This is a genomic window from Streptomyces endophyticus (assembly GCF_035798155.1).
Classification (GTDB): domain Bacteria; phylum Actinomycetota; class Actinomycetes; order Streptomycetales; family Streptomycetaceae; genus Streptomyces; species Streptomyces endophyticus.
Genome location: NZ_JAOZYC010000215.1, coordinates 1 through 22,601 on the forward strand (window position 1 = coordinate 1; position 22,601 = coordinate 22,601).

Consider the following 22,601-nt stretch of genomic DNA (forward strand, 5'->3'; position numbering starts at 1 on the left):
ACGACGACCGTGGTGGCGGAGCCCGCCGAGCCCGTCGCCGAGCCGGAGCCGGCCGCCGCCGAGGAGCCCGCGGCCCCGCGCCGCAGCCGTCGCCGCGCCACCCGCACCGCGTCGACTCCGGACGCCCCGGCCGCCACGGCCGCCCCCGTCGAGGAGCCGCAGGCCGAGGCCGCCCCGGAGCCCGCCGCGGAGCCGGAGCCGGTCGCCGACGAGGGCTCCGGCCCGCGTCGTAACCGCCGCCGCGCCACCCGTGGTGCCTCCGCGCCCAGCGCGCCCGCCGGTCCCCCCGAGATCTCCGACGCCATCGCCGCCGAGACGACGGAGGCCGAGACCGCGGAGACCACCGAGGAAACCGTGAACACCGAGAACGCCGAGAACGCCGAGGACGAGTCGCCGCGCCGTCGGCGCCGCGCCACCCGCAAGGCCGCCGGCGGTTTCGCCGAGCCGAAGCCCAGCAGGGCGACCAAGGCCGCGAAGTCGGCCAGGTCCGGATCGAAGCCGTCGAGGGGCGGCCGGGACGAGCAGGACGACGAGGCGGGCCAGAAGCGGGCCTCCATCGCCACGTTCCAGGCGCCGGTCTTCACCGAGCCGATGTTCCAGACGCCGGAGCGGGCCGCTGCCGCTGCCGCGGCCGAGGCCGCCGTCGAGGAGCAGCCCGAGCCCGAGACCGAGGCCGTGCCCGAGCCGGTCGCCGCTGTCGAGGATGAGCAGGGGCCGCGCCGTCGCCGCCGCCGTCGCGCCTCCGACGAGCAGCCCGCCGCGGCCGAGGCCGCCAAGGCCACCCGGCCCGAGCCCCAGCCGCAGCCCGAGCCCGAGCCCGAGGCCCAGGACCAGCCGGCCGAGGAGAACGGCGAGAACGACGAGCAGGACGAGCACGGGGACCGCCCGGCCCGCCGCCGTCGCCGGGGTGGCCGTCGCCGTCGCCGCGGCGAGTCCGGCGACATCGACAACGACGCCGAGAACGACGAGTCCGACGACGACGCCGAGCAGGCCGCCGGGGAGTCCGAGGACGACCGGGCCGAGGCCGACGAGCACCGCGACGACTCCGCCGGTTCGAGCAGCAGCCGTCGCCGCCGTCGCCGTCGCCGTCGCGCCGGTGACAGCGGCTCCGAGGGCGAGCAGCCGGCCGACGACCCGGAGCGTACGGTCGTCAAGGTCCGCGAGCCGCGCAAGAAGGAAGAGAAGTCCGAGCGTGCCGAGCGGTCGGCGGCCTCGGACGAGGTGCAGTCCATCAAGGGCTCCACGCGTCTGGAGGCCAAGAAGCAGCGCCGCCGCGAGGGCCGTGAGCAGGGTCGCCGCCGCGTCCCGATCATCACCGAGGCCGAGTTCCTGGCGCGCCGCGAGGCCGTCGAGCGCGTCATGGTGGTCCGCCAGCACGGCGAGCGCACCCAGATCGGCGTGCTCGAGGACGACATCCTGGTCGAGCACTACGTCAACAAGGAGCAGTCGACCTCGTACGTCGGCAACGTGTACCTGGGCAAGGTCCAGAACGTGCTGCCGTCGATGGAGGCCGCCTTCATCGACATCGGCAAGGGCCGCAACGCGGTGCTGTACGCCGGTGAGGTCAACTTCGAGGCGCTCGGCATGGCCAACGGGCCGCGCCGCATCGAGACCGCCCTCAAGTCCGGCCAGTCCGTGCTCGTCCAGGTCACCAAGGACCCGATCGGCCACAAGGGCGCCCGCCTGACCAGCCAGGTCTCGCTGCCCGGCCGCTACCTGGTCTACGTGCCCGAGGGCTCGATGACCGGCATCAGCCGCAAGCTGCCCGACACCGAGCGCGCGCGCCTGAAGACCATCCTCAAGAAGATCGTCCCCGAGGACGCGGGCGTCATCGTGCGCACCGCCGCCGAGGGCGCGAGCGAGGACGAGCTGCGCCGCGACGTCGAGCGTCTGCAGGAGCAGTGGGAGGACATCCAGAAGAAGTCGAAGCAGATCTCGACGTCCTCGCCGAGCCTGCTGTACGGCGAGCCGGACATGACCGTCCGCGTCGTGCGCGACATCTTCAACGAGGACTTCTCCAAGGTCATCGTCAGCGGTGACGAGGCGTGGGACACCATCCACGGCTACGTCAACCACGTGGCGCCCGACCTGTCCGACCGCCTCTCGCGGTGGACGTCCGAGGTCGACGTCTTCGCGACGTACCGGATCGACGAGCAGCTCGCCAAGGCGCTCGACCGCAAGGTGTGGCTGCCGTCCGGCGGCTCCCTCGTGATCGACAAGACCGAGGCGATGATCGTCGTCGACGTCAACACCGGCAAGTTCACCGGTCAGGGCGGCAACCTCGAAGAGACCGTGACGAGGAACAACCTCGAAGCGGCCGAGGAGATCGTGCGTCAGCTGCGGCTGCGCGACCTGGGCGGCATCGTCGTCATCGACTTCATCGACATGGTCCTGGAGTCCAACCGGGACCTGGTCCTGCGCCGCCTGCTCGAATGCCTGGGCAGGGACCGTACGAAGCACCAGGTCGCCGAGGTGACCTCGCTCGGCCTGGTCCAGATGACCCGTAAGCGTGTCGGTCAGGGCCTCCTGGAGTCCTTCTCCGAGACCTGCGTGCACTGCAACGGCCGCGGCGTCATCGTGCACATGGAGCAGCCCGCCGCGGGCGGTGGCGGCGGCAAGCGCAAGAAGCGCGGCCGCGGCGGCAACGGCGCGGACCACCAGCACGAGACGCACGAGGCGTCGGCCACGGAGCACACCGCGACCGAGACCGAGGACGAGGTCGCCGCGGAGGCGGCCGCCCCGGTGGCGCTGCCCGAGCCGGAGTTCGTCCCGGACGAGGAGCTGTACTCCAGCGCCGCGGAGGCGGAGTCCGCCGCGGGCCGTGGCCGCTCGCGTCGCCGCGCCACGCGCCGTGCGTCGGCCCCAGCCGGTGCCCCGCAGGTGGAGGCCGAGAAGCCGGCGAGGTCCGGCAGGAAGTCGAAGGCCGAGCGGGCCGCCAAGGCGGAGGAGCGGAGGGCCGCGGAGGCTGCGGAGGCCGCGTTCGAGGCCCCCGCGCCCGAGCCGGTCGTCGAGGAGTCGAAGGCCGCCGAGCCGGTCGAGGCCCCCGCGCCCGAGCCCGTGCGGGACGAGGCCCCCGCGCCGCGTCCGCGCCGCCGTGCCACGCGCAAGGCGTCCGCTCCCGCCGGTTCCCCGAAGGCGTCCTCGGAGGAGGCCGCCGCGGTGACCGTCACGGAGCCGGTCAAGGCCGAGCCCGTGGAGGCGCCGAAGGCCGTCGAGCCCGAGGAGCCGAAGGCAGAGGTGACCGAGGCCGCGGCCCCGGCCCGCCCGCGCCGTCGCGCCGTCCGTAAGGCGACCGCCCCGACCGCTGCCGAGGACACGGCCGTCATGGTCGTCCCTTCGGCCGCGGAGGACGCCGCGCCCGAGGAGGCCGAGGAGGCGCCCGCAGCCAAGAAGGCCGCCCGTAAGACGGCCAAGAAGGCGCCGGCGAAGAAGGCCGCCACCAAGAAGACGGCCGCCAAGACGGCCGCGACCGAGGTGGCCGCGACCGAGCCGGCCGAGGACGAGGCGCCCGCCAAGAAGACGACGGCCAAGAAGACGGCCGCCAAGAAGGCCCCGGCCAAGAAGGCGCCGGCGGCGAAGAAGACCGCCGCCAAGAAGACCGCCGCGAAGAAGACGACGGCCAAGAAGGCGACCGCGAAGAAGACCGCGGCGGCCGAGCAGCAGTCGCTGCCGTCCGTCTCGGCCGCGGCCGACGAGGCCTGAGCCTCCGCCCGTAAAGGGCAGCGACGCCCCCGCACAGCAGCGCTGTGCGGGGGCGTTGTCGTGCGCGGTGCACACGAGAGGTCTCGATGAGCACTCGATGTGCCCCCCGCCTCTTGGTGCACGGCCAACTGCCTGTAAAACTCATGCAGTCATACAAGTAAAGGACAGGGGTGGGCGTTGGGGAGACGCGTACTCGTGTCAGGGGAGGGAATGCGATGACGCACGTGCGTCTCAGAGGTACGGGCAGACACCGTGCCGCGAAGCCGGTCAAGGTCGGACGGCAGATGGTGGCCCTGGCCACCGTGCTCTCCGCGGCCGGGGTGCAGGCGGGGGTCGCCGCGGGAACCGCGCAGGCGGAGGAGGCGCGGACCTGGACCGAGGGGCCGATCTTCAACGATCCGCTGGGCACCACTCAGGAGCAGTACGCCATCCGCACCAGGCTCGTCGAGCTGACGGACGCGGCGCTGCCCGGCTCGACCATCAAGGTCGCCGTGTTCCACGTGTGGGAGCAGACGGTCGTCGACGCTCTGAAGCGCGCCAGGGACCGCGGCGTGCACGTAAGGATCCTGCTCGACTCGACCAGTAAGACGGACCGGCCGGACAACACGGTGTACTCGCAGCTGGTCCAGCTGTTCGGCACCAACCGCGCCAATCCGTCCTTCGTGCAGCTGTGCCCCACGAACAAGTCCTGCCTCGGCGACCCGAAGTTCGGGAAGTCGATCATGCACAACAAGTTCTGGCTGTTCTCGGCCGTCGAGGGCGCCACGAACGTCGTCGTGCAGACCACGGCGAACTCCACGCCGTCCGCGAGCACGAAATTCTTCAACGACGCGCTCCAACTGCCCAACAACCCGGTCCTGTACGGCGCGTACTCGGACTACTTCGACGACATGGCCGTCAAGGACTGGGCGAACTGGGACTACCGCACGGTCAGCAACGGCCACTACAAGGCGTACTTCTTCCCGCGGGCCGGCACCACCAACTCCACGGACACGCTGCACTCGGTGCTCAACAACGTCTCGTGCACCTACAAGGACGCGGCGACCGGCGCCACGAAGAAGACGATCGTGCGCGCCGCGATCTTCCAGATCACCCGGCAGGCCATCGCCGACAAGCTGGTCTCGCTGAAGAAGGCGGGCTGCACGGTCCAGATCGAGTACGCGACGTCCGACAGCGGCGCCTGGAAGTCGATGCACTCCACGGGCGCCCCGCCGCTGCGCTGCTACAACGACGACCGGGACCCGCTGAACCCCGGGTCCAAGATCGGGACGCCGTTCATCATCCACACCAAGTACGTGGCGATCGACGGCATGTACGACGGTGCGCGCAACAAGATCACGTTCACCGGCTCGCAGAACGCCTCGAACCCGGCGCTGCGCGAGAACGACGAGGCGTACGTCAAGATCGACGACGACTCCGTGCACGACACGTACCGCACGCACTTCAACAAGGTGTGGGGCGTCGCGTACCCGGGGGCCTCGGACAACACGAATCTGTGCAAGGGCGTCAAGACGCTGCCGCAGGACGGCGAGGTCAAGACCACGTGAGCCCGTCGGTCAGGGGCCGGTTTGCCCTTCTGTGGGGCGCCCCGTAACCTTGACCGTCGGCGTGTCCATCGATGCGCCGTACTCCCGTAAACCTATTTCCTCCCGGAGTTCCTCGTGAAATCCGGGAGAGGCCGCCTCGCGCGGCTGGACTGCGGGGGTCCCGTTCCGAGCGAAAAGAGAGATCCGTGTACGCCATCGTGCGCAGCGGTGGTCGTCAGCACAAGGTTGCTGTCGACGACATCGTTGAGGTTGACAAGCTTCCCACCGCCAAGGTTGGCGACACCGTAGAGCTCTCTACGCTGCTCGTTGTCGACGGCGACGCCGTGACCAGCGACCCGTGGGTGCTGGCCGGCATCAAGGTCCAGGCCGAGGTCGTGGACCACCACAAGGGCGCGAAGATCGACATCCTTCGCTACAAGAACAAGACCGGCTACCGCCGTCGCCAGGGTCACCGTCAGCAGTACACGGCGATCAAGGTCACCGGTATCCCCACGGCTGCGAAGTAAGGGACTGAGACAAGATGGCACACAAGAAGGGCGCATCGTCCACTCGGAACGGGCGCGATTCCAATGCTCAGCGGCTCGGCGTGAAGCGCTTCGGCGGTCAGGCCGTCAACGCCGGTGAGATCCTGGTCCGCCAGCGCGGCACCCACTTCCACCCGGGCAACTCGGTTGGTCGTGGCAAGGACGACACCCTCTTCGCGCTCGCCGCGGGTGCGGTGGAGTTCGGTACCCACCGTGGCCGTAAGGTCGTGAACATCGTCCCGGTCGTCTGAAACGCCTGAGGGCTTTCTGACCTGGATTTTTTCGCGAGGCGGACCTCACTTCCCGTTCGGGAAGCGGGTCCGCCTTTCGCGTGTTGCAGTAGAGACATTTCCGTACGTTTCTGGAGGCACTGACCAATGACCACCTTCGTGGACCGCGTCGAGCTGCATGTCGCCGCAGGTAGCGGGGGCCACGGCTGTGCCTCCGTTCACCGGGAGAAGTTCAAGCCGCTCGGCGGCCCGGACGGCGGCAACGGCGGCCGTGGCGGTGACGTGATCCTGGTCGTCGACCAGGACGTCACGACGCTGCTCGACTACCACCACTCGCCGCACCGCAAGGCGACCAACGGCGTGCCCGGCGCGGGCGACCACTGCACGGGCAAGGACGGCCAGGACCTGGTCCTGCCGGTGCCCGACGGCACGGTCGTCCTCGACAAGCAGGGCAACGTGCTGGCCGACATGGTCGGCCAGGGCACCACGTACATCGCCGCGCAGGGCGGTCGCGGCGGCCTCGGCAACGCGGCCCTCGCCTCGGCCCGCCGCAAGGCACCCGGCTTCGCGCTGCTCGGTGTGCCGGGCGACGAGGGCGATGTCCAGCTGGAGCTGAAGACCGTCGCGGACGTGGCGCTCGTCGGCTACCCGAGCGCCGGCAAGTCCTCGCTGATCTCGGTGCTCTCCGCAGCCAAGCCGAAGATCGCGGACTACCCGTTCACGACCCTGGTCCCGAACCTGGGCGTGGTGACGGCCGGCTCGACCGTGTACACGATCGCGGACGTGCCGGGTCTGATCCCCGGCGCCAGCCAGGGCAAGGGCCTCGGCCTGGAGTTCCTGCGGCACGTGGAGCGCTGCAGCGTCCTCGTGCACATCCTCGACACGGCGACGCTGGAGTCCGACCGTGACCCCGTCTCCGACCTCGACGTCATCGAGGAGGAGCTGCGGGAGTACGGGGCGGGCCTGGAGAACCGGCCGCGCCTCGTCGTCCTCAACAAGATCGACGTGCCCGACGGCCAGGACCTCGCCGACATGGTCAGGCCCGACCTGGAAGCGCGCGGCTACCGCGTCTTCGAAGTGTCGGCCGTCGCCCACAAGGGCCTCAAGGAACTGTCGTTCGCGCTCGCCGGTCTTGTGGCCGAGGGGCGCGCCGCCAAGCCGAAGGACGAGGCGACCCGGGTCGTCATCCGCCCGAAGGCCGTGGACGACGCGGGCTTCACCGTCAAGCGCGAGGACGCCGAGGGCGAGCCGCTGTTCCGGGTCCGCGGCGAGAAGCCCGAGCGCTGGGTGCGGCAGACCGACTTCAGCAACGACGAGGCCGTCGGCTACCTCGCCGACCGGCTCAGCCGCCTCGGTGTCGAGGAGTCGCTGATGAAGGCGGGCGCCAGGCACGGTGACGGCGTCGCGATCGGCCCCGAGGACAACGCGGTCGTCTTCGACTGGGAGCCCACGATGATGGCGGGCGCCGAGATGCTCGGACGGCGTGGCGAGGACCACCGCATGGAGGCCCCCCGACCGGCCGCCCAGCGCCGCCGCGACCGGCAGGCGGAGCGCGACGATTCGCAAGCGGAGTTCGACGACTTCGAACCCTTCTAGCCTCCAGCAACGGGCGGGCCCCACCGAAAGGTGCGGCCCGCTTTTTGCGTTACGGGACCGGCTGTATCAAGCCCCGCCGGCGATTGAGGCGCGGGGTCCGGGGCGGAGCCCCGTGGCGTGGGAGCGGAGGGGCACGCACGTAGAGGGGCCCGGGAGATGTCTCCCGGGCCCCTCGCCGCGCCGCGCCGCAAAGGCGCTACGCGCTACGCCGTCACCGTGTCCTCCGGCTCCGACTCGGTCGCCGCCTCCGCGGCCTCCGCCTCTGCCGCCTGCTCCTCGACGGAGTCCTCGCGGGTCGGCGGGATCTCGTCCTCGCCGCGGGCAGCCATCCGCGCACGCCGCTCGTCGGCCTTCGCGCACAGGGCGCGTACGGCGACGTTGAAGCGGTCGATGGACGGCGGGTCCGAGGGGCCGAGGAGGTGCTCCTTCAGGGCCACACGGGCCTCGGCGTGGGTGTCCTCCGCCTCGCCGCGGACGACCGCGAGCAGCTCGGGCACCTCGGTCGCCTCGGGCGCGAGCACCGTCGCGGCGCGCACCGTCGGGAAACCGGCGCGGAAGTCGTCCTCCGAAAGCCCCGACGTGTTGGCCACCGCGTACGGCTTCTCGCTGCTCAGCCAGTCGGAGACGACCGAGGAGACGTCGGAGATGAGGACGTCCGCCGCGTTGAAGCAGGTGAAGATCGCAGGCCGCGCCTGGGTGATGATCAGGTGCTCCCACTCGGGGAACGAGGCCCAGTACGCCTCCTCCCACGCCTCGGTCGCCGCGGCCACCGCCGCCGCCCGGTCCCCGTCGGGCCGGCCCTGGAGCAGCATCCGCTCCATCTCGTCCGTGCCCTTGGGGAACTTGGTGGAGGTCAGCTCGTTCAGCGCCTCGAAACGGCGCTCCAGCTCGACGGCGGCCTCGGGACCCGGACGCGCGCCGGAGCGGCGCGTGTTGGCCTCCTCGATCATCGCCATGATGCGCTTGTTGGCCTCACCGGCGGCGGGGACCTGCGAGCCGGTCATCGGGTGCGGCTTGTAGATCAGCCGGACCTTGGGGTCGTCGAGCAGCTGCCGGACGATGTTCTCGCCCGCCAGGATGACCGAGGTGTTGCCCGGGTTGCCGTCCCAGCCCTCCCAGGTGGGGGCGTACAGGACCGTCGTGTACGAACCCGTGGCCGGGCCGTCGGCGAGCTTGATGGGCGCCAGCTGCGGGCGGCCCACCTCGACGACGTCCCGGTCGTCGACCCCGACGTCGGCGAGCTGGTAGCGGTCGCGCGCCGCGGGACCGGCCACCCACACCTCGTCGTACGCCTTCGCGTACGGGTTGCAGGACGACAGCTTGTCGGACTCGCCGTGGTTGGTGAACGCGTGCTTGATCGTGGGGATGCGCAGGACCTGCGAGGTCTTCGCGGCGTTCGCCGGGTGCAGCAGCATCTTCAGCGTCGAGTTCTCCAGGGAGAACATCGTGGCGACCTTCGGGAAGCAGATGATCGGCACATCGGTGGCGTCGATCTTGTTCACCATGAAGCGCTCGCGCAGCACGATCAGCGGCTTGCCGTCGACCGCGGCGAGCGTGGAGAGCCACATGTTCGCCTGGTACGCGGAGGTGGTGCCGCCGGAGAAGTACATGCCGACGGTCGGCCGGTAGTCGGCCAGCCACGCGTCGAGCCACTCCATGACCTTGGCGTCGCTCAGCGGACGCTTCTTCGGCAGCAGCCACGTACCGAGGAAGACCGTGCCGAAGAGGAACAGGGCGATCGAGACGCCGATGCCGATGACGCCCCACAGGGCGTTGGTCGTCGCCGCCGTGACCACCAGTCCGAGGGTGGAGGGGATCGCGAAGGTCAGCAGACGGTGGGCCGCCCGCCGGGCCAGCAGGCGGGGCGGCGACGCGCACAGGTTCAGCGCGGAGGCGTCGATGTTGCGCGTGACGATCGGCAGCGTGCGGGAGCGGCGCACCAGGACCGCGGCCGCCTGACAGGCGAAGTGCAGCAGGTACATCGCGAGCACCATGACCAGCAGCGGCGCCTGCTCGTCGAGCGGGTTGATGCCGCTGATGCGCAGCAGGCCGACGAAGATCAGCATGTCGCGCAGCAGTTGCCGCACCGTGACGTCGAAGCGGATCTTGCCGAGCAGCGAGAGCAGCCCCGGCTGCTTGTACTGCAGATAGGTGTCGAGGGCGAGTCCGGCCGCGCTCGCGGCGACGAAGACGGGAACATACGGAACGAGCGCGCTGACGAGCTGGGCCACATAGAGCGCGAACATCGTGAACAGCGCTGAAAGCTGCACGAGGCGGCGCGAGGCACGTCCGGCGGAGGGCACGGGCTGGGCTCCTGGCAGGGGGTCTCGGAGGGTGGGGGGACCGTGGGGGAGGTCCACCTCGCGGAATGCTGACCACTGACCGTATGACTTTCAGTGGCCCCCTAGCAATCCTCCAGGCCTTTAAGCAGCGGAAACAAGGGCAAATGGCGTGAAAGGGCGGGGACCAAATCCCCCTCTTGGTTACCCGGCGTCCACGGCCCTGTCCGTACCTCGAAACCCAAGAGCGGCGGAAGGGGCAGGTCACGTAGATTGCCTGGCATGTCAGGGGCTACAACTGGGGCAGCGTCGGGGACGTCACGGCAAGGTGTGTCGGACGCCCGCCGGATCGTCGTCAAGGTCGGATCGTCGTCACTCACCACGGCGGCGGGGGGCCTGGACGCGGACCGCGTCGACGCGCTCGTCGACGTCCTGGCGAAGCAGCGCGGAGGGGGAGTCAAGGAGATCGTCCTCGTCTCCTCCGGCGCCATCGCCGCGGGACTCGCCCCGCTGGGGCTGACCCGCCGCCCCAAGGACCTCGCCCGCCAGCAGGCCGCGGCGAGCGTCGGTCAGGGACTCCTCGTCGCCCGCTACACCGCCTCCTTCGCGCGCTACGGAGTCCGCGTCGGCCAGGTCCTCCTGACCAGTGACGACATGGCCCGCCGCGCCCACCACCGCAACGCCTCGCGCACCCTCGACCAGCTCCTGGCGATGGGCTCCTTCCCGATCGTCAACGAGAACGACACGGTGGCCACGGACGAGATCCGCTTCGGCGACAACGACCGGCTCGCGGCGCTCGTCGCCCACCTCGTGCACGCGGACCTGCTGGTGCTCCTCTCCGACGTCGACGGCCTCTACGACGGCGACCCCGCCAAGCCCGGCAGCTCCCGCATCGCCGAGGTGCGCGGCCCCGCCGACATAGCGCACGTCAAGATCGGCTCCGCGGGGAAGGCGGGCGTCGGCACCGGCGGCATGGTCACCAAGGTCGAGGCCGCCTCGATCGCCGCTGCCGCCGGCATCCCGGTCGTCCTCACCTCCGCCACGCACGCCGCCGACGCCCTCGCCGCCCGCGACACCGGCACGTACTTCCACCGCACCGGCCGCCGCAGCGCCGACCGCCTGCTGTGGCTGCAGCACGCCTCGACGCCACAGGGCGCGATCACCCTCGACGACGGCGCCGTACGGGCCGTGGTCGAGCGGCGCACGTCGCTGCTGCCCGCCGGGATCGCCGCCGTGGAGGGCGAGTTCGGCGCGGGCGACCCGGTCGAGCTGCGCGACGAGCGGGGGCGCGCGGTCGCCCGCGGGCTCGTCAACTTCGACGCCAAGGAGATCCCGCAGCTGATCGGCCGCTCCACGCGTGAGCTGGCCCGCGAGCTCGGTCCCGCCTACGAGCGGGAAGTCGTACACAGGGACGACTTGGTCATCCTCCAGGCTTGAAACGGGCCGCGCGCCTTCGAATCCCCCTGTGTGAAAGGCCGAAAGCCTGCCACCCGTGGGGGACCTTCCCCAAAACCGCCCCATGAAGCTCCGTGTCCTGCTCAACTCTTGAGGCAGGGAGTTCATCCAGGGAAGGTCTGCACGACCATTGCGCAAAGGAGGCCGTCGTGAGACGAGCGCGCCCGGGGGCCGCGTCCAAGGGGCCCCGAGGGTCCGCGGAGCGGGCGCTGACGAGCGTGGCCGCGGGAGACGCGTACGACGAGGAGACCGCGGGGGAGGCAGCTGAGGGGAGGGCCGAGGAGGGCCCCCGGCTGTGGCACGTCACGCTCAGCGTCTCCGGCGCCGAGGCACCGATCGCGGAGGTGCGTCGCGGCCTCGAACAGCTCGCGCACGACCACCCCTTCCTGCTCACCAGCCGCTACGCGGTCGACCACGCCGAGATCCGCTACTGGGAAGAGGCCCGCGACCTGCACGACGCGGCGGCGGTGGCCCTGCGCCTGTGGGGCGAACACCGCCGCACGTCGCAGCTCCCGCCCTGGGAGATCGTCGGCCTGGAGGTCATCGACCGCCAGACCTACCACCAGCGCATCGCAGAGGGGTATGGACCTCTGCCCGCCACTCCGGTAGGCGTCCACCCCTTCTAGGCAAGGGGCGCGGGGAACTGCGCGCAGAAGCACTGTGGCGTTCACGAGGCGAAAACCTCCACCCCTGTGGCCCAGGCCGTTTTGAGCCATGTCTCACCCCCCGAAACAACGGGTAGCCGGCCCCCACGCCCCCGATACCCTGCGGAGCATGACGTCGCTGCCGCTGAACCCGTACGACTCGATGACCCCGGTCACCCAGACCGCGTACCGTGCCAGGTCCGCGGCCCACGACCTCGCCTCCCTGCCGCGCGCCCACAAGGACGACGCCCTCGGCGCCATCGCCGACGCCCTGGAGGTGCGTACCGCCGAAGTCGTCGAGGCGAACGCCAAGGACATCGCCAAGGCCCGTGAGGCCGGCACCCCCGAGGCGATCATCGACCGGCTCACCCTCACCCCGGAGCGCGTCCGCGCCATCGCGTCCGACGTGCGCGACGTCATCGCCCTGCCCGACCCGGTCGGCACGGTCGTGCGCGGCAACACCCTCCCGAACGGCATCGACCTGCGCCAGGTCCGCGTCCCGCTCGGCGTCGTCGGCATCATCTACGAGGCCCGCCCGAACGTCACGGTCGACGCCGCCGCCCTCTGCCTCAAGTCGGGCAACGCGGTCCTCCTGCGCGGCAGTTCATCGGCGTACGAGTCGAACACCGCGCTCGTCCGGGTGCTGCGCGACGCCGTCGGTGGTGCGGGGCTGCCCGCCGACGCGATCCAGCTCGTCCCCGGCGAGAGCCGCGACTCGGTGACCGAGCTGATGCGCGCCCGCGGCCTGGTCGACGTGCTGATCCCGCGCGGCGGTGCCTCGCTCATCAGGAACGTCGTCGAGAACTCGACCGTCCCCGTGATCGAGACCGGCACCGGCAACTGCCACGTCTACGTGGACGCCGACGCCGACCTCGACATGGCGGTCGACATCCTCGTCAACTCCAAGGCGCACCGCGTCTCCGTGTGCAACGCGGCGGAGACGCTCCTCGTCCACCAGGACATCGCCGACGCGTTCGTGCCGCGCGCCCTCGACGCGCTCGCCGAGGCGGGCGTCACCGTGCACGCGGACCCCCGGATCGCGGAGTACGCCGACGGGTCCAAGGCCACCGTCGTCGAGGCGACCCCGGACGACTGGGAGACCGAGTACCTCAGCCACGACATCGCCGCCGCGGTCGTCGACGACATGGACCGGGCGATCGAGCACATCCGCCTGTGGTCCTCGGGGCACACCGAGGCTATCGTCACGACCTCGCAGGCGGCCGCCCGCCGCTTCACGCAGCTCGTCGACTCCACGACCGTCGCCGTGAACGCCTCGACGCGGTTCACCGACGGCGGCCAGTTCGGCTTCGGCGCCGAGATCGGCATCTCCACGCAGAAGCTGCACGCCCGCGGCCCCATGGGGCTGCCCGAGCTGACGAGCACGAAGTACATCGTCACGGGCGACGGCCACACTCGATGAATTCCCTTGCCGTCTGCCCAAATTGACCCCTTCGGTCTACGCTGGACAGGTGCCGGAGGACGTGGGGGGCTCGCCGTTCCCGGACGGCTGGGAGCCCGACGACGATCACGACCGCGGGGGCTCGGACGATGAGTTCGCCTCCGTGGTCTTCGACGAGGACTTCGTCAAGGCTGCCGAGGTCCATGAGCCCACCGCGGTCGAGCGGCTGCTCGCCGCCGCGCAGGCGCGCGCCGAGGCCCAGGAGGCCGAGGCCCGCAGGACCCGCATCCGGCCGGCACCCGACGACGAGTTCTACGACGACGCGGACGGGTACGGCCGCGGCGAGGACGGCGAATTCGGCTGCTACGGGGACGAGTCGGACGAGCTGTACGAGGAGGAGCTCGACCGCGAGGGCCGCACGGCGGGCAGCGTCCGCTGGCGCAGGCCCGTCGCCTGGGCGCTCGCCCTGCTGATGGGCATCGGCATGGTCGCCCTCGCCTTCACGGCCGTCTACCGGGGCGCGTCGTCGGGCAGCCAGGACGAGGTCCCGCCGCCCGCGACGACCGAACTGGAGAAGAACGTTCCGGGCTCGCCCTCCGCCTCCGCGGACTACTCCCAGCCTGCGGTTTCGGCGGTCCCCCGGACCCCGTGAGGGGGCGCTCGGGGCGCTCGCGCGGGGGTCTTGGAAGTTGACGTGCACCAGGGCGTTTACCTGGCGTCGGGGAGACCTACCCTGAAGGTATGAGCGGGCCAGGAGACCCACCGGAGGGGACACCGGACAGCGGTCCCAATAGTGGCGGCAGTGAGGAAGAGTACCGATCCGTCGTGTTCGACGAATCGTTCGTCAAGGCTGCCCGGCTCCAGGAGTTCTCCGCGCAGGAGCGCATCGCCGACCACTCGCCGGCCGTGCGCCGCCTGCCCGTGCTGCGCCGGGGCCTCACCCGGCAGGCCGTCATACTCGTCGTCCTGATCGTGGTCGCGTTCGGCACCGCGGTCTACATGGGCGTACGAAGCCCTTACCGGACCACCCCGGTCGCCCGGAACACCGAACCGCTGCGCATGACCGTCATACCGCTCGCCCCGACGGGCCGCGTCCCCGGCTCCGAATCCGTGCACGAGCTGTACGAGCACAGCCCCGCCGCCCGGTTCGAGCGCGCCGCCCGCGCCATCGATCTCCCGGACGACCCCAAGGCCACCGCGCACTTCTCCGACAGCCAGGTCGTCACCGCGCTGACCACGGCCAAGGACTACCTCGTCGACTCCTCGCTCGACCCCGACGTGCTCACGCGCGGCGCCGTGCGCCCGGTGCGGATGCTGATCGACCCGCAGCAGCTCCCGCAGTTCGACCAGAGCGTCAACAGGCCGGTCACCGACGGGCGGCACGCGGCGACCGGCTGGCTCGTCCGCTTCGACCCGTCGCAGGCGGCTCTCGCCGACTCACGCATCCGGGTCCGCGGCGCGCTGCATGTGGCCGAGACCGACGCGAACACCCTCGAAGTGACCTCGGACCACACATTCGTCTACGCGCTGCGGCCCACGGCGAAGGCGGCCGACGGCGAGAAGGCCAAGGCGTCCCTGTTCACCGTCCGCCGCTCCATGCACTTCCGCTTCGACCGCCAGGACCTGCGCAACCACCAGACCGAACTGCTCGTCTCGTACGTCCAGGCGGGCCCGCTCGCCTGCTCGTCCGACGCCGCCGGGTATCTGCATCCGCTGCTCGCGGGCCAGAGCGCGAAGAAGGGCGGCCCGGCCGGCACCGACCCGTACGCGACGGACAGTGCGACCGCGCTGTGCGGCGCGCTCGCGCCGGACGCCCAGCCGCACGTGTAGTCCGTGGTCTAGTCCGTGGTCCGGTCGGTTCGGGGCCGGCTCAGCGCTCGCCGTCGCCGTTGGCGGTGCTGTCGTCCTCGTCGGTGGTGCCGTGGTTCCCGCTGTTGCCCCCGCCGCCGAAGTTCCCGAAGCCGCGCCGCACCCGGCCGCCCAGGTCGCCGGCGCCGCCCGCGATGTCGCTGACCAGCTTCATCAGTGGGTCCTTGGAGGTCTTCACGGAATCCGTGTAGTGCGAGGCCGACTCGCGCCACGAGTCCGTCACCGAGGTGTCCTTGTCCTCGCTGCGGCGCGGGTAGTGACCGTCCATCAGGCGCTGGTAGTCGCGGCTCGCCGCCCACTTCTTCAGCTCGGCGGCGCGCACCGTGGTGAACGGGTGCGAGCGCGGCATCACGTTGAGGATCTTCAGCACGGAGTCGCGCAGATCGCCCCCGGCCTCGTACTCCTCGGCCTGCTTGAGGAACGCGTCGACGTTCATCTCGTGCAGATGGTTGCCGCCCGCGATCTTCATCAGGCCGCGCATGGACGCCTGCAGGTCCTGGCCGACCAGCAACCCGGCGCGGTCCGCCGAGAGTTCGGACTTGCGGAACCACTCGCGCAGCGCCGTGACGATCGCCATGATCGCGAGGTTGCCGAGCGGGATCCACGCGACGCGCAGCGCGAGGCTGGTCAGGAACAGCAGGATCGTCCGGTACACCGAGTGCCCCGACAGCGCGTGGCCCACCTCGTGACCGACGACGGCCCGCATCTCCTCCTCGTCGAGGAGCTCCACAAGTCCCGTGGTGACGACGATGATCGGCTCGTCGAGGCCGATGCACATCGCGTTCGGCTGCGGGTCCTGATTGACGTACATCGGCGGGACCTTCTCCAGGTCCAGGATGTAACAGGCGTCCCGCAGCATCGTGTTGAGGTGCGTGAACTGCTCGTCGGACACCCGCACCGAGTCCGACAGGAACAGCAGGCGCAGACTGCGCTCGGGCAGCAGCCCGCTCAGCGCCTTGAAGACCGTGTCGAACCCGCTGAGCTTGCGCAGCGCGACGAGCGCCGAGCGGTCCGCGGGGTGCTCGTACGCCCGCGAGGAGATTCCCGGGAAGCGCCGACGCTGCCTGCTGGGTACGTTCTCGTGCTGCTCGTTCGGTTCTTCGGGCATCCGACTTCCCCCATGTTCCGTGAGATTCGACGTGTCTCGCCGTCTACCGGCCGTGCCCCCAAGGCGGAGTCCACACTAGGCGGATATACCGTGACGGGGCAGCACACCGAAGGAGCGAACCGTCATGGAGCACATCGATCACGTCATCAGCGCGGCGTCGGATCAGGGCGCGGGGAACCTGTTGCGCACCGTACTGATCGTGGGCGTCCTGGGCGCGGCCTTCCTCGCCTGGTTCTTGTTGCGGGGCTACAAGAGCGACGACTGACCCCACCGCTTACGATGGGTCAGAAGTCTTTATCCCGATCCCACACCGGATAGGTCCTGCTGAAGATGAGCCTCCACAGCACCGCAGCCCAGCTCGCCACTCTCGCTGCCGAGGGCGAGAACGGCGGCAACCACGAAAGCCTCAGCCCCCTCGTGACGGGCGGTGCGGCCTTCATCATCCTGGTCCTGCTGCTGTGGATCACCACCCGGTTCAACCGCGACCGCTGAACCCGGACGGGACCATTGGGAACGGGCCAGTAGGCTCTGCACGCATGGGAGCGCAGGACATGCCTACCGGCCCGGTCAACAGCCCGGCCGGCGGCCCGGATCACGAGTGGGCCTCACCGGCCAAGCGACGCCTCGGCGTCATGGGCGGAACGTTCGACCCGATCCACCACGGACACCTGGTGGCGGCCAGTGAGGTCGCCGCGCAGTTCGACCTCGACGAGGTGGTGTTCGTACCGACCGGGCAGCCTTGGCAGAAGAGCGACAAGAAGGTCTCTCCGGCCGAGGACCGCTATCTGATGACGGTCATCGCGACCGCCGAGAACCCGCAGTTCTCGGTGAGCCGCACCGACATCGACCGCGGTGGTGCGACGTACACGACGGACACATTGCGCGATCTGCGTCAGCTCAACCCCGACGCCGACCTCTTCTTCATCACGGGTGCCGACGCTCTCGGCCAGATCCTCACCTGGCGTTACACCGAGGAGCTGTTCTCCCTGGCACACTTCATCGGAGTCACGCGGCCGGGCCATACGCTCGCCGATCCGGGTCTGCCGGAGGGCGGCGTCTCGTTCGTCGAGGTTCCCGCCCTTGCCATCTCGTCCACGGACTGCCGTGACAGGGTCGCCAAGGGGGACCCCATCTGGTACATGGTGCCGGACGGTGTGGTGCGCTATATCGACAAGCGCCAGCTGTACCGAGGCGACTGAACCCTGCACCGCCGAGAGGGGCATCGGTGAACGACCGATACGACGGTTACGACCAGCAGAGTTACGAGCTGGTCGGATATGACGAGTCCGGCCGGCCGGTTTACCGGCCGGTCCAGCAGGCGCCGTCGTACGAGCAGAACTCCACGTATGGGTACGGCTACGACCCGTACGCGGGCGGCCAGCAGCAGCCGACCGCGCAGCAGCCCCAGCACGCCCAGTACCCCCAGCAGCACCCTTCGTACGACCCCTACGGCGGAGCACAGCAGCAGGCCCAGCAGGTCCAGCAGCCTCAACAGGTCCAGCAGCCCCAGCCGGTCCAGCAGGCCACGGCGCATCTCCCGAGGCAGGCCCCACCGCCCGCGCCTCCGCAGGCCCCGCAGCCCGAGCGCGACTACCGCACCGAGCAGTTCGAGTTCGTCGAGGAGCCGGACGAGGACTCCGAAGACGTCATCGACTGGCTGAAGTTCACCGAGTCGCGCACCGAGCGACGCGAGGAGGCACGGCGCCGCAGCCACAACCGGGGCGTCGCCCTCGTCGTCGTCCTCGCCCTGTGCCTGGTCGGCGGCGCCGGCTACCTCTGGTCCCAGGACAAGCTGCCGTTCCTGTCGAAGGACGCGGCGAAGACGGGCGCGGCCGCCGCGGTCGGACCGCAGAACCGTGACGTCATCGTCGTCCACCTGCACAACACCAAGGGCGGCGGCACGTCCACGGCGCTGCTCGTGAACAACACCACTACGAAGCGGGCCACCGCCGTCCTGCTGCCGAACTCCCTCGCCCTGTCGGACGAGGACGGCACCAACGCCACGCTCGCCAAGTCCGTCGACGAGGACGGCTCCTCCGGCACGAGCGACGGCCTCGACACCCTGCTCGGCACCGACATCCAGGGCACCTGGCGGCTCGACACCCCGTACCTCAACAACCTCGTCGAGCTCGTCGGGAACATCGACGTCACCACCGACACGAGCGTGCCGGACCCCGCCAAGAAGGGCACCGTGCTCGTCCACAAGGGCGCGGACCAGACCCTCAGCGGCCCGGCGGCCGTGGCGTACGCGACGTACCGGGCCAAGGGCGAGCCGCAGACGGCGCAGCTGGAGCGGTTCGGTCAGGTCATGCAGGGCGTGCTGCGCAAGCTGTCGTCCGACCCGCAGGCCGCGACGACCACGGTGCAGACGCTCGCCCAGATCCTCGACCCGTCGCTGACCGAGAAGGACCTCGGCGCCTTCCTCGCCAAGCTCGCCGACCGGGCCAAGGAGGGCGACTACAAGAGCGAGGTGCTGCCGGTGCAGCGCGGCGGCGCCATCTCCCGGTCCACCGCGGACTCGGTGGTCGAGAACGTGCTCGGCGGCACCGTGAAGTCCCCGTCCAGCGGCGACTCGCCGCGCGTCGGCATCGAGAACGCCACCGGGGACAAGGCCCGCACCGAGAAGGCGCGCGTGGCCCTGGTCAACGGCGGCTACACATTCGTGTCGGGTGGAACCGGAACGGCGGTCGCGACCTCCCGGGTCACGTACGCGGATGCCTCGCACAAGAAGGACGCCGTGGAGGTCGCCAAGACGCTGGGTCTGCCGACGTCGTCCGTGACGAAGGGCAAGGCTGCGAGGAACGCGGATGTCTCCGTGGTGCTGGGCCAGAACTACACCGGTCAGTGACCACGGTCACGCCGTGAGGGGTGTCGGCGGGCCGTGAGACCCTTGGGGTACCCCCCTGAGGGATCTCTCAGGGGATTCAGACCGCCGACGGAAAGCCACGTAGTGACCGCCACTGACCGTTCCATCGAGCTCCTCAACGTCGCCGCACAGGCGGCCGCAGACAAGCTCGCGCACGACATCATCGCCTACGACGTCAGCGATGTGCTGTCCATCACGGATGCCTTCCTGCTCGCTTCGGCGCCCAACGACCGCCAGGTCAAGTCGATCGTCGACGAGATCGAGGAGAAGCTGAACAAGGAGCTCGGCGCCAAGCCGGTGCGCCGCGAGGGCGACCGTGACGCCCGCTGGATCCTGCTCGACTACGTCGACATCGTCGTCCACGTCCAGCACAGCGAGGAGCGCGTCTTCTACGCCCTGGAGCGGCTGTGGAAGGACTGCCCCGAGATCGACCTGCCCGAGGAGGCCAAGGCCACGCGCGGCAAGGGCGAGGAGCACGCCAAGGAGCGGGAGGCCGCGGCCGCCGAGGCGGAGGAGGTGCTGTGACCAGCGCCTCTCGGGGGCGGCGCGTCGTCCTGTGGCGGCACGGCCAGACCGCCTGGAACCTGGAGCGCCGCTTCCAGGGCACCACGGACATCGGGCTGACCGAGACCGGCGTCGCCCAGGCCCGCCGCGCCGCCCGGCTGCTCGCCTCCCTGAGGCCGGACGCGATCATCGCGTCCGACCTCGATCGGGCCGCGAGCACCGCCGCCGAACTGACCGCGCTCACGGGCCTCGACGCCACGTACGACGAGAGCCTGCGCGAGACGTACGCGGGGGAGTGGCAGGGCCTCACACACGAGGAGATCATCGCCCGCTTCGGCGACCAGTACGCGGCGTGGAAGCGCGGCGAGCCCGTGCGCCGCGGCGGCGGTGAGCTGGAGACCGAGGTCGCCGACCGGGCCGCGCCCGTCGTGCTGCGGCACGCGGACAAGCTGCCCGACGACGGCCTGCTCGTCGTGGTCAGCCACGGCGGCACCATCCGCACCACCATCGGCCGGCTGCTCGGCCTGGAGTCCCACCACTGGGAGGGGCTCGGCGGCCTGTCGAACTGCTGCTGGTCCGTCCTCGGCGAGGGCGCCCGCGGCTGGCGTCTGCTGGAGCACAACGCGGGCACACTGCCGGAACCGGTCCTCGGCGACGACGACTAGGCGCCCAGGGGCCGGATTTCACTTTCCGGCAGGTCGCAGGCTAAAGTTCTTCTTGTTCGGCCCGCCGGGGGAAAGCCCGGAGGGGGAAGAACACGAGGGGCTATAGCTCAGTTGGTAGAGCGCCTGCATGGCATGCAGGAGGTCAGGAGTTCGATTCTCCTTAGCTCCACAGGAATCAAAGATCCCGTCCCGTAAGGGGCGGGATTTTTCGTTGCCGATTTTGCGGCAGGTTTGAGGCGCAGGGGGCGCCCGGGGCGTATACCTCTGCGGACGTCGTGTCCGGACTGGTACGCGGGCGTCGCTGACCGGGTCGCTTCCGCCGTGGCAGAATCGGACGGCCGGAACGGGGCTGTGTCCGACCGATGATGGCGGCCCGCTGGGGAGGGAGTGCGCGATGCCCTTGAGCATCAACGAGGAAGCCGATCGCTTCCTCGGCGTGGCAGCGATATCCGCCGAGCCCCCGGCCGGTTCAGAAGAAGTCCCGTCCCTCAACTGTCCGTCCTGCGGCTCCTTCCACGTCGCCCAGATGCTCGGCGACAACGGCGGGATCTCGTACGTGTGCACGGCCTGCGGCCACAGCTGGAGCTGAGCGGAACACATGGGTGCACACAGGAGGAAGTGCGACTGGTGCGGCAGCGGCACGCCCATCGTGCGAGACATGGAGCCGCTGAACCCCGACTACCAGTACTGGTGCGAGGAATGCGCGCGGGCGCTGATCATAAAGGGCGACCCGATCGAGACGTATCGGGAGCTGGAGGGCGAGCCGATCTACGGCCGGCTCCTGGACGAGCACTGCACGCTCAAGCGCTTCTATTCGTTCGCCACAGCCTGAGCGCGGAGTACGCCAGGAAGGCGCAGGCCACTCCTACGTAGAGCGCCGAAAGCATCGACTCGCCTACGTTCTGGTGGAGTTCGGGCCGCCCGTCGGTGTGCGGCACCCACCACAGCGCGTACGTGCAGAACGTCAAGGTCAGGGCGAGCGCGGCCTTTTGGCGGCCCGACTCCCACACGAGCAGCGCCAACGGCACGCACCAGACCCAGTGGTGGGACCACGAGACCGGGCTGATCAGGAGCGCCGTCGTCGCGCACGCCACCGCCGCCTGGGCGAGGCGCCCGCGCAGCGCCGCCGTGACTGCGACCGCGAGCCCGGCGAGGGCCGTCACGGCGGCGGCAAGGGCCCACCAGGTCCCCGGGTCCCCGGTGTGCAGCAGCCGGGCGAGTACGCCGCGCAGCGACTGGTTGCCGGTCTCCTCGGCGTGGCCGGGGCGGTCCGACTCGAAGATCATCCGCGTCCAGAAGTGCCGAGAGTCGCGCGGCAGGACGACGGCCGTCAGCACGGTCACGCAGACGAACGAGCCCACGGCCACGCCCGCCCCGCGCACCCACGGCCGCCAGGCCCCGCCGCGCGCCAACTGCGCGAGCCCCGTGCACAGCAGGAAGACGGCGAACAGCGCGGGCGTCAGCTTGATCGCCGCCGCGATGCCGATCCCCACGCCCGCCCAGCGGTGCCCGGGCCGGCGCGTCAGGTCCCACAGGACGAGCACGGCGAGCAGCAGATTGACCTGCCCGTACCGCAGCGTCGTCCACACCGGCTCGCACCACACGGCGACGGCCGCCACCCACAAGGCGTGCTCCACGCGCGCGTGGCGTCGCACGAGCCGCAGGGAGAGGTGCACAAGACCGAAGAGGAGGGCGAGGTTCAGGGCGGTCGCGGCGACCTTCATGGTCACCACGTCCAGGAACGTCAGCGGCAGGAACAGCAGCGCGGCGAACGGCGGGTAGGTGGTCGGCAGGTTGGCGTTGGTCGCACGCAGTGCGTACAGGTCGCCGCCCGTGCGGGCCGTCCAGCCCTCCGCCCGGTAGACCATCAGATCGATCATCGAGACGTCGGCCGCGCGCTGGGCGATCACGAAGGCCGTGAACGAGAGCAGGCAGGCGCCCAGCGCTGCCGGTGCGTGGCGGGTGCGGGGCAGTGCGAGCACAGTCACGTGAGGGAACACTAGTAGCCGTCAACGGCGACTTTTCCCTACAGAAGGGGGCGGAAGGGAAACGATTTGGTGATGCACCCGGGTGACCGTGTAATGTTGGCGACGCCGCCGGGGAGACCGACAGGGAAGCCCCGGGGGACCAAAGCACGGGGCTATAGCTCAGTTGGTAGAGCGCCTGCATGGCATGCAGGAGGTCAGGAGTTCGATTCTCCTTAGCTCCACAGG

Annotated in this window: 21 protein-coding genes and 2 tRNA genes; 20 read left to right on the forward strand and 3 right to left on the reverse strand. The window is 70.3% G+C overall.

The window, feature by feature from the left end:
• The first annotated feature begins 9 nt into the window (after positions 1–9).
• The 5 genes from OKJ99_RS43415 (at position 10) to obgE (ending at position 7,599) form a co-directional block, all read left to right on the forward strand.
• Positions 10–3,702, forward strand: coding sequence for an Rne/Rng family ribonuclease (locus tag OKJ99_RS43415; protein ID WP_407700885.1), 3,693 nt, complete (start codon positions 10–12; stop codon positions 3,700–3,702).
• Positions 3,703–3,917: 215 nt separating this feature from the next.
• A complete protein-coding gene (locus OKJ99_RS43420) occupies positions 3,918–5,249 on the forward strand; it encodes a phospholipase D-like domain-containing protein (protein WP_326024202.1) in 1,332 nt (443 codons plus the stop codon).
• Between the two features lie 185 nt (positions 5,250–5,434).
• Positions 5,435–5,755 (forward strand): 50S ribosomal protein L21, encoded by a 321-nt coding sequence (gene rplU, locus OKJ99_RS43425; protein WP_326024203.1) that lies wholly within the window; start codon positions 5,435–5,437, stop codon positions 5,753–5,755.
• A gap of 14 nt (positions 5,756–5,769) precedes the next feature.
• A complete protein-coding gene (rpmA, locus tag OKJ99_RS43430; protein WP_326024204.1) occupies positions 5,770–6,024 on the forward strand; it encodes a 50S ribosomal protein L27 in 255 nt (84 codons plus the stop codon).
• A gap of 126 nt (positions 6,025–6,150) precedes the next feature.
• A complete protein-coding gene (obgE, locus tag OKJ99_RS43435; protein ID WP_326024205.1) occupies positions 6,151–7,599 on the forward strand; it encodes a GTPase ObgE in 1,449 nt (482 codons plus the stop codon).
• Between the two features lie 203 nt (positions 7,600–7,802).
• Here the strand turns inward: obgE and OKJ99_RS43440 are convergent, their stop codons facing one another.
• Positions 7,803–9,902, reverse strand: coding sequence for a hypothetical protein (locus OKJ99_RS43440; RefSeq protein ID WP_326024206.1), 2,100 nt, complete (start codon positions 9,900–9,902; stop codon positions 7,803–7,805).
• A 306-nt stretch (positions 9,903–10,208) separates the two neighbouring features.
• On the opposite strand from OKJ99_RS43440, the gene proB reads away from it, so the two are divergent.
• The 5 genes from proB (at position 10,209) to OKJ99_RS43465 (ending at position 15,206) form a co-directional block, all read left to right on the forward strand.
• Positions 10,209–11,315: a glutamate 5-kinase gene (gene proB, locus OKJ99_RS43445; RefSeq protein ID WP_326024207.1), complete on the forward strand. Its 1,107-nt coding sequence runs from the start codon at positions 10,209–10,211 to the stop codon at positions 11,313–11,315.
• A 167-nt stretch (positions 11,316–11,482) separates the two neighbouring features.
• A complete protein-coding gene (locus OKJ99_RS43450; protein WP_326024208.1) occupies positions 11,483–11,959 on the forward strand; it encodes a hypothetical protein in 477 nt (158 codons plus the stop codon).
• Positions 11,960–12,107: 148 nt separating this feature from the next.
• Positions 12,108–13,397 carry a glutamate-5-semialdehyde dehydrogenase gene (locus tag OKJ99_RS43455; protein ID WP_326024209.1) on the forward strand — a complete coding sequence of 430 codons (1,290 nt, stop codon included), beginning with the start codon at positions 12,108–12,110 and terminating at the stop codon, positions 13,395–13,397.
• Between the two features lie 49 nt (positions 13,398–13,446).
• Positions 13,447–14,028: an SCO2584 family spore wall biosynthesis protein gene (locus OKJ99_RS43460; protein WP_456115209.1), complete on the forward strand. Its 582-nt coding sequence runs from the start codon at positions 13,447–13,449 to the stop codon at positions 14,026–14,028.
• An 89-nt stretch (positions 14,029–14,117) separates the two neighbouring features.
• A complete protein-coding gene (locus tag OKJ99_RS43465) occupies positions 14,118–15,206 on the forward strand; it encodes an SCO2583 family membrane protein (protein WP_326024211.1) in 1,089 nt (362 codons plus the stop codon).
• 40 nt (positions 15,207–15,246) lie between these two features.
• On the opposite strand, the gene OKJ99_RS43470 is transcribed toward OKJ99_RS43465, so the two are convergent.
• Positions 15,247–16,353, reverse strand: coding sequence for a M48 family metallopeptidase (locus tag OKJ99_RS43470; RefSeq protein ID WP_326024212.1), 1,107 nt, complete (start codon positions 16,351–16,353; stop codon positions 15,247–15,249).
• A gap of 124 nt (positions 16,354–16,477) precedes the next feature.
• Here OKJ99_RS43470 and OKJ99_RS43475 point away from each other — a divergent pair, with 124 nt between their 5' ends.
• The 9 genes from OKJ99_RS43475 (at position 16,478) to OKJ99_RS43515 (ending at position 21,220) form a co-directional block, all read left to right on the forward strand.
• Positions 16,478–16,618 (forward strand): hypothetical protein, encoded by a 141-nt coding sequence (locus tag OKJ99_RS43475; protein WP_326024213.1) that lies wholly within the window; start codon positions 16,478–16,480, stop codon positions 16,616–16,618.
• Positions 16,619–16,683: 65 nt separating this feature from the next.
• A complete protein-coding gene (locus OKJ99_RS43480) occupies positions 16,684–16,845 on the forward strand; it encodes a hypothetical protein (protein ID WP_326024214.1) in 162 nt (53 codons plus the stop codon).
• 44 nt (positions 16,846–16,889) lie between these two features.
• Positions 16,890–17,552 carry a nicotinate-nucleotide adenylyltransferase gene (nadD, locus tag OKJ99_RS43485; protein WP_326024215.1) on the forward strand — a complete coding sequence of 221 codons (663 nt, stop codon included), beginning with the start codon at positions 16,890–16,892 and terminating at the stop codon, positions 17,550–17,552.
• A gap of 26 nt (positions 17,553–17,578) precedes the next feature.
• Positions 17,579–19,201, forward strand: coding sequence for an LCP family protein (locus tag OKJ99_RS43490; protein ID WP_326024216.1), 1,623 nt, complete (start codon positions 17,579–17,581; stop codon positions 19,199–19,201).
• A gap of 102 nt (positions 19,202–19,303) precedes the next feature.
• Positions 19,304–19,744, forward strand: coding sequence for a ribosome silencing factor (rsfS, locus tag OKJ99_RS43495; RefSeq protein ID WP_326024217.1), 441 nt, complete (start codon positions 19,304–19,306; stop codon positions 19,742–19,744).
• Positions 19,741–20,388, forward strand: a complete 648-nt coding sequence (locus tag OKJ99_RS43500; protein ID WP_326024218.1) for a histidine phosphatase family protein — start codon at positions 19,741–19,743, stop codon at positions 20,386–20,388. Before rsfS ends, OKJ99_RS43500 begins: the two co-directional genes overlap by 4 nt.
• 96 nt (positions 20,389–20,484) lie before the next feature.
• Positions 20,485–20,557, forward strand: a tRNA-Ala gene (locus OKJ99_RS43505).
• A gap of 225 nt (positions 20,558–20,782) precedes the next feature.
• On the forward strand, positions 20,783–20,977 hold the full coding sequence (locus OKJ99_RS43510) for a hypothetical protein (RefSeq protein ID WP_326024219.1): 195 nt from the start codon (positions 20,783–20,785) through the stop codon (positions 20,975–20,977).
• A gap of 9 nt (positions 20,978–20,986) precedes the next feature.
• Positions 20,987–21,220 (forward strand): hypothetical protein, encoded by a 234-nt coding sequence (locus OKJ99_RS43515; RefSeq protein ID WP_306323842.1) that lies wholly within the window; start codon positions 20,987–20,989, stop codon positions 21,218–21,220.
• Here OKJ99_RS43515 and OKJ99_RS43520 read toward each other — a convergent pair.
• Positions 21,189–22,376, reverse strand: a complete 1,188-nt coding sequence (locus OKJ99_RS43520) for a glycosyltransferase 87 family protein (protein WP_326024222.1) — start codon at positions 22,374–22,376, stop codon at positions 21,189–21,191. The genes OKJ99_RS43515 and OKJ99_RS43520 overlap by 32 nt on opposite strands.
• Positions 22,377–22,524: 148 nt before the next feature.
• Here OKJ99_RS43520 and OKJ99_RS43525 point away from each other — a divergent pair.
• Positions 22,525–22,597, forward strand: a tRNA-Ala gene (locus tag OKJ99_RS43525).
• Positions 22,598–22,601 lie beyond the last annotated feature (4 nt).

Coding starts and splice junctions, on each gene's coding strand:
- OKJ99_RS43475 (WP_326024213.1), top strand. CDS start 16,478: ATGGAGCACATCGATCACGTCATCAGCGCGGCGTCGGATCAGGGCGCG.
- OKJ99_RS43455 (WP_326024209.1), top strand. CDS start 12,108: ATGACGTCGCTGCCGCTGAACCCGTACGACTCGATGACCCCGGTCACC.
- obgE (WP_326024205.1), top strand. CDS start 6,151: ATGACCACCTTCGTGGACCGCGTCGAGCTGCATGTCGCCGCAGGTAGC.
- OKJ99_RS43465 (WP_326024211.1), top strand. CDS start 14,118: ATGAGCGGGCCAGGAGACCCACCGGAGGGGACACCGGACAGCGGTCCC.
- rpmA (WP_326024204.1), top strand. CDS start 5,770: ATGGCACACAAGAAGGGCGCATCGTCCACTCGGAACGGGCGCGATTCC.
- OKJ99_RS43515 (WP_306323842.1), top strand. CDS start 20,987: ATGGGTGCACACAGGAGGAAGTGCGACTGGTGCGGCAGCGGCACGCCC.
- OKJ99_RS43510 (WP_326024219.1), top strand. CDS start 20,783: ATGCCCTTGAGCATCAACGAGGAAGCCGATCGCTTCCTCGGCGTGGCA.
- OKJ99_RS43480 (WP_326024214.1), top strand. CDS start 16,684: ATGAGCCTCCACAGCACCGCAGCCCAGCTCGCCACTCTCGCTGCCGAG.
- OKJ99_RS43470 (WP_326024212.1), bottom strand. CDS start 16,353: ATGCCCGAAGAACCGAACGAGCAGCACGAGAACGTACCCAGCAGGCAG.
- OKJ99_RS43420 (WP_326024202.1), top strand. CDS start 3,918: ATGACGCACGTGCGTCTCAGAGGTACGGGCAGACACCGTGCCGCGAAG.
- nadD (WP_326024215.1), top strand. CDS start 16,890: ATGGGAGCGCAGGACATGCCTACCGGCCCGGTCAACAGCCCGGCCGGC.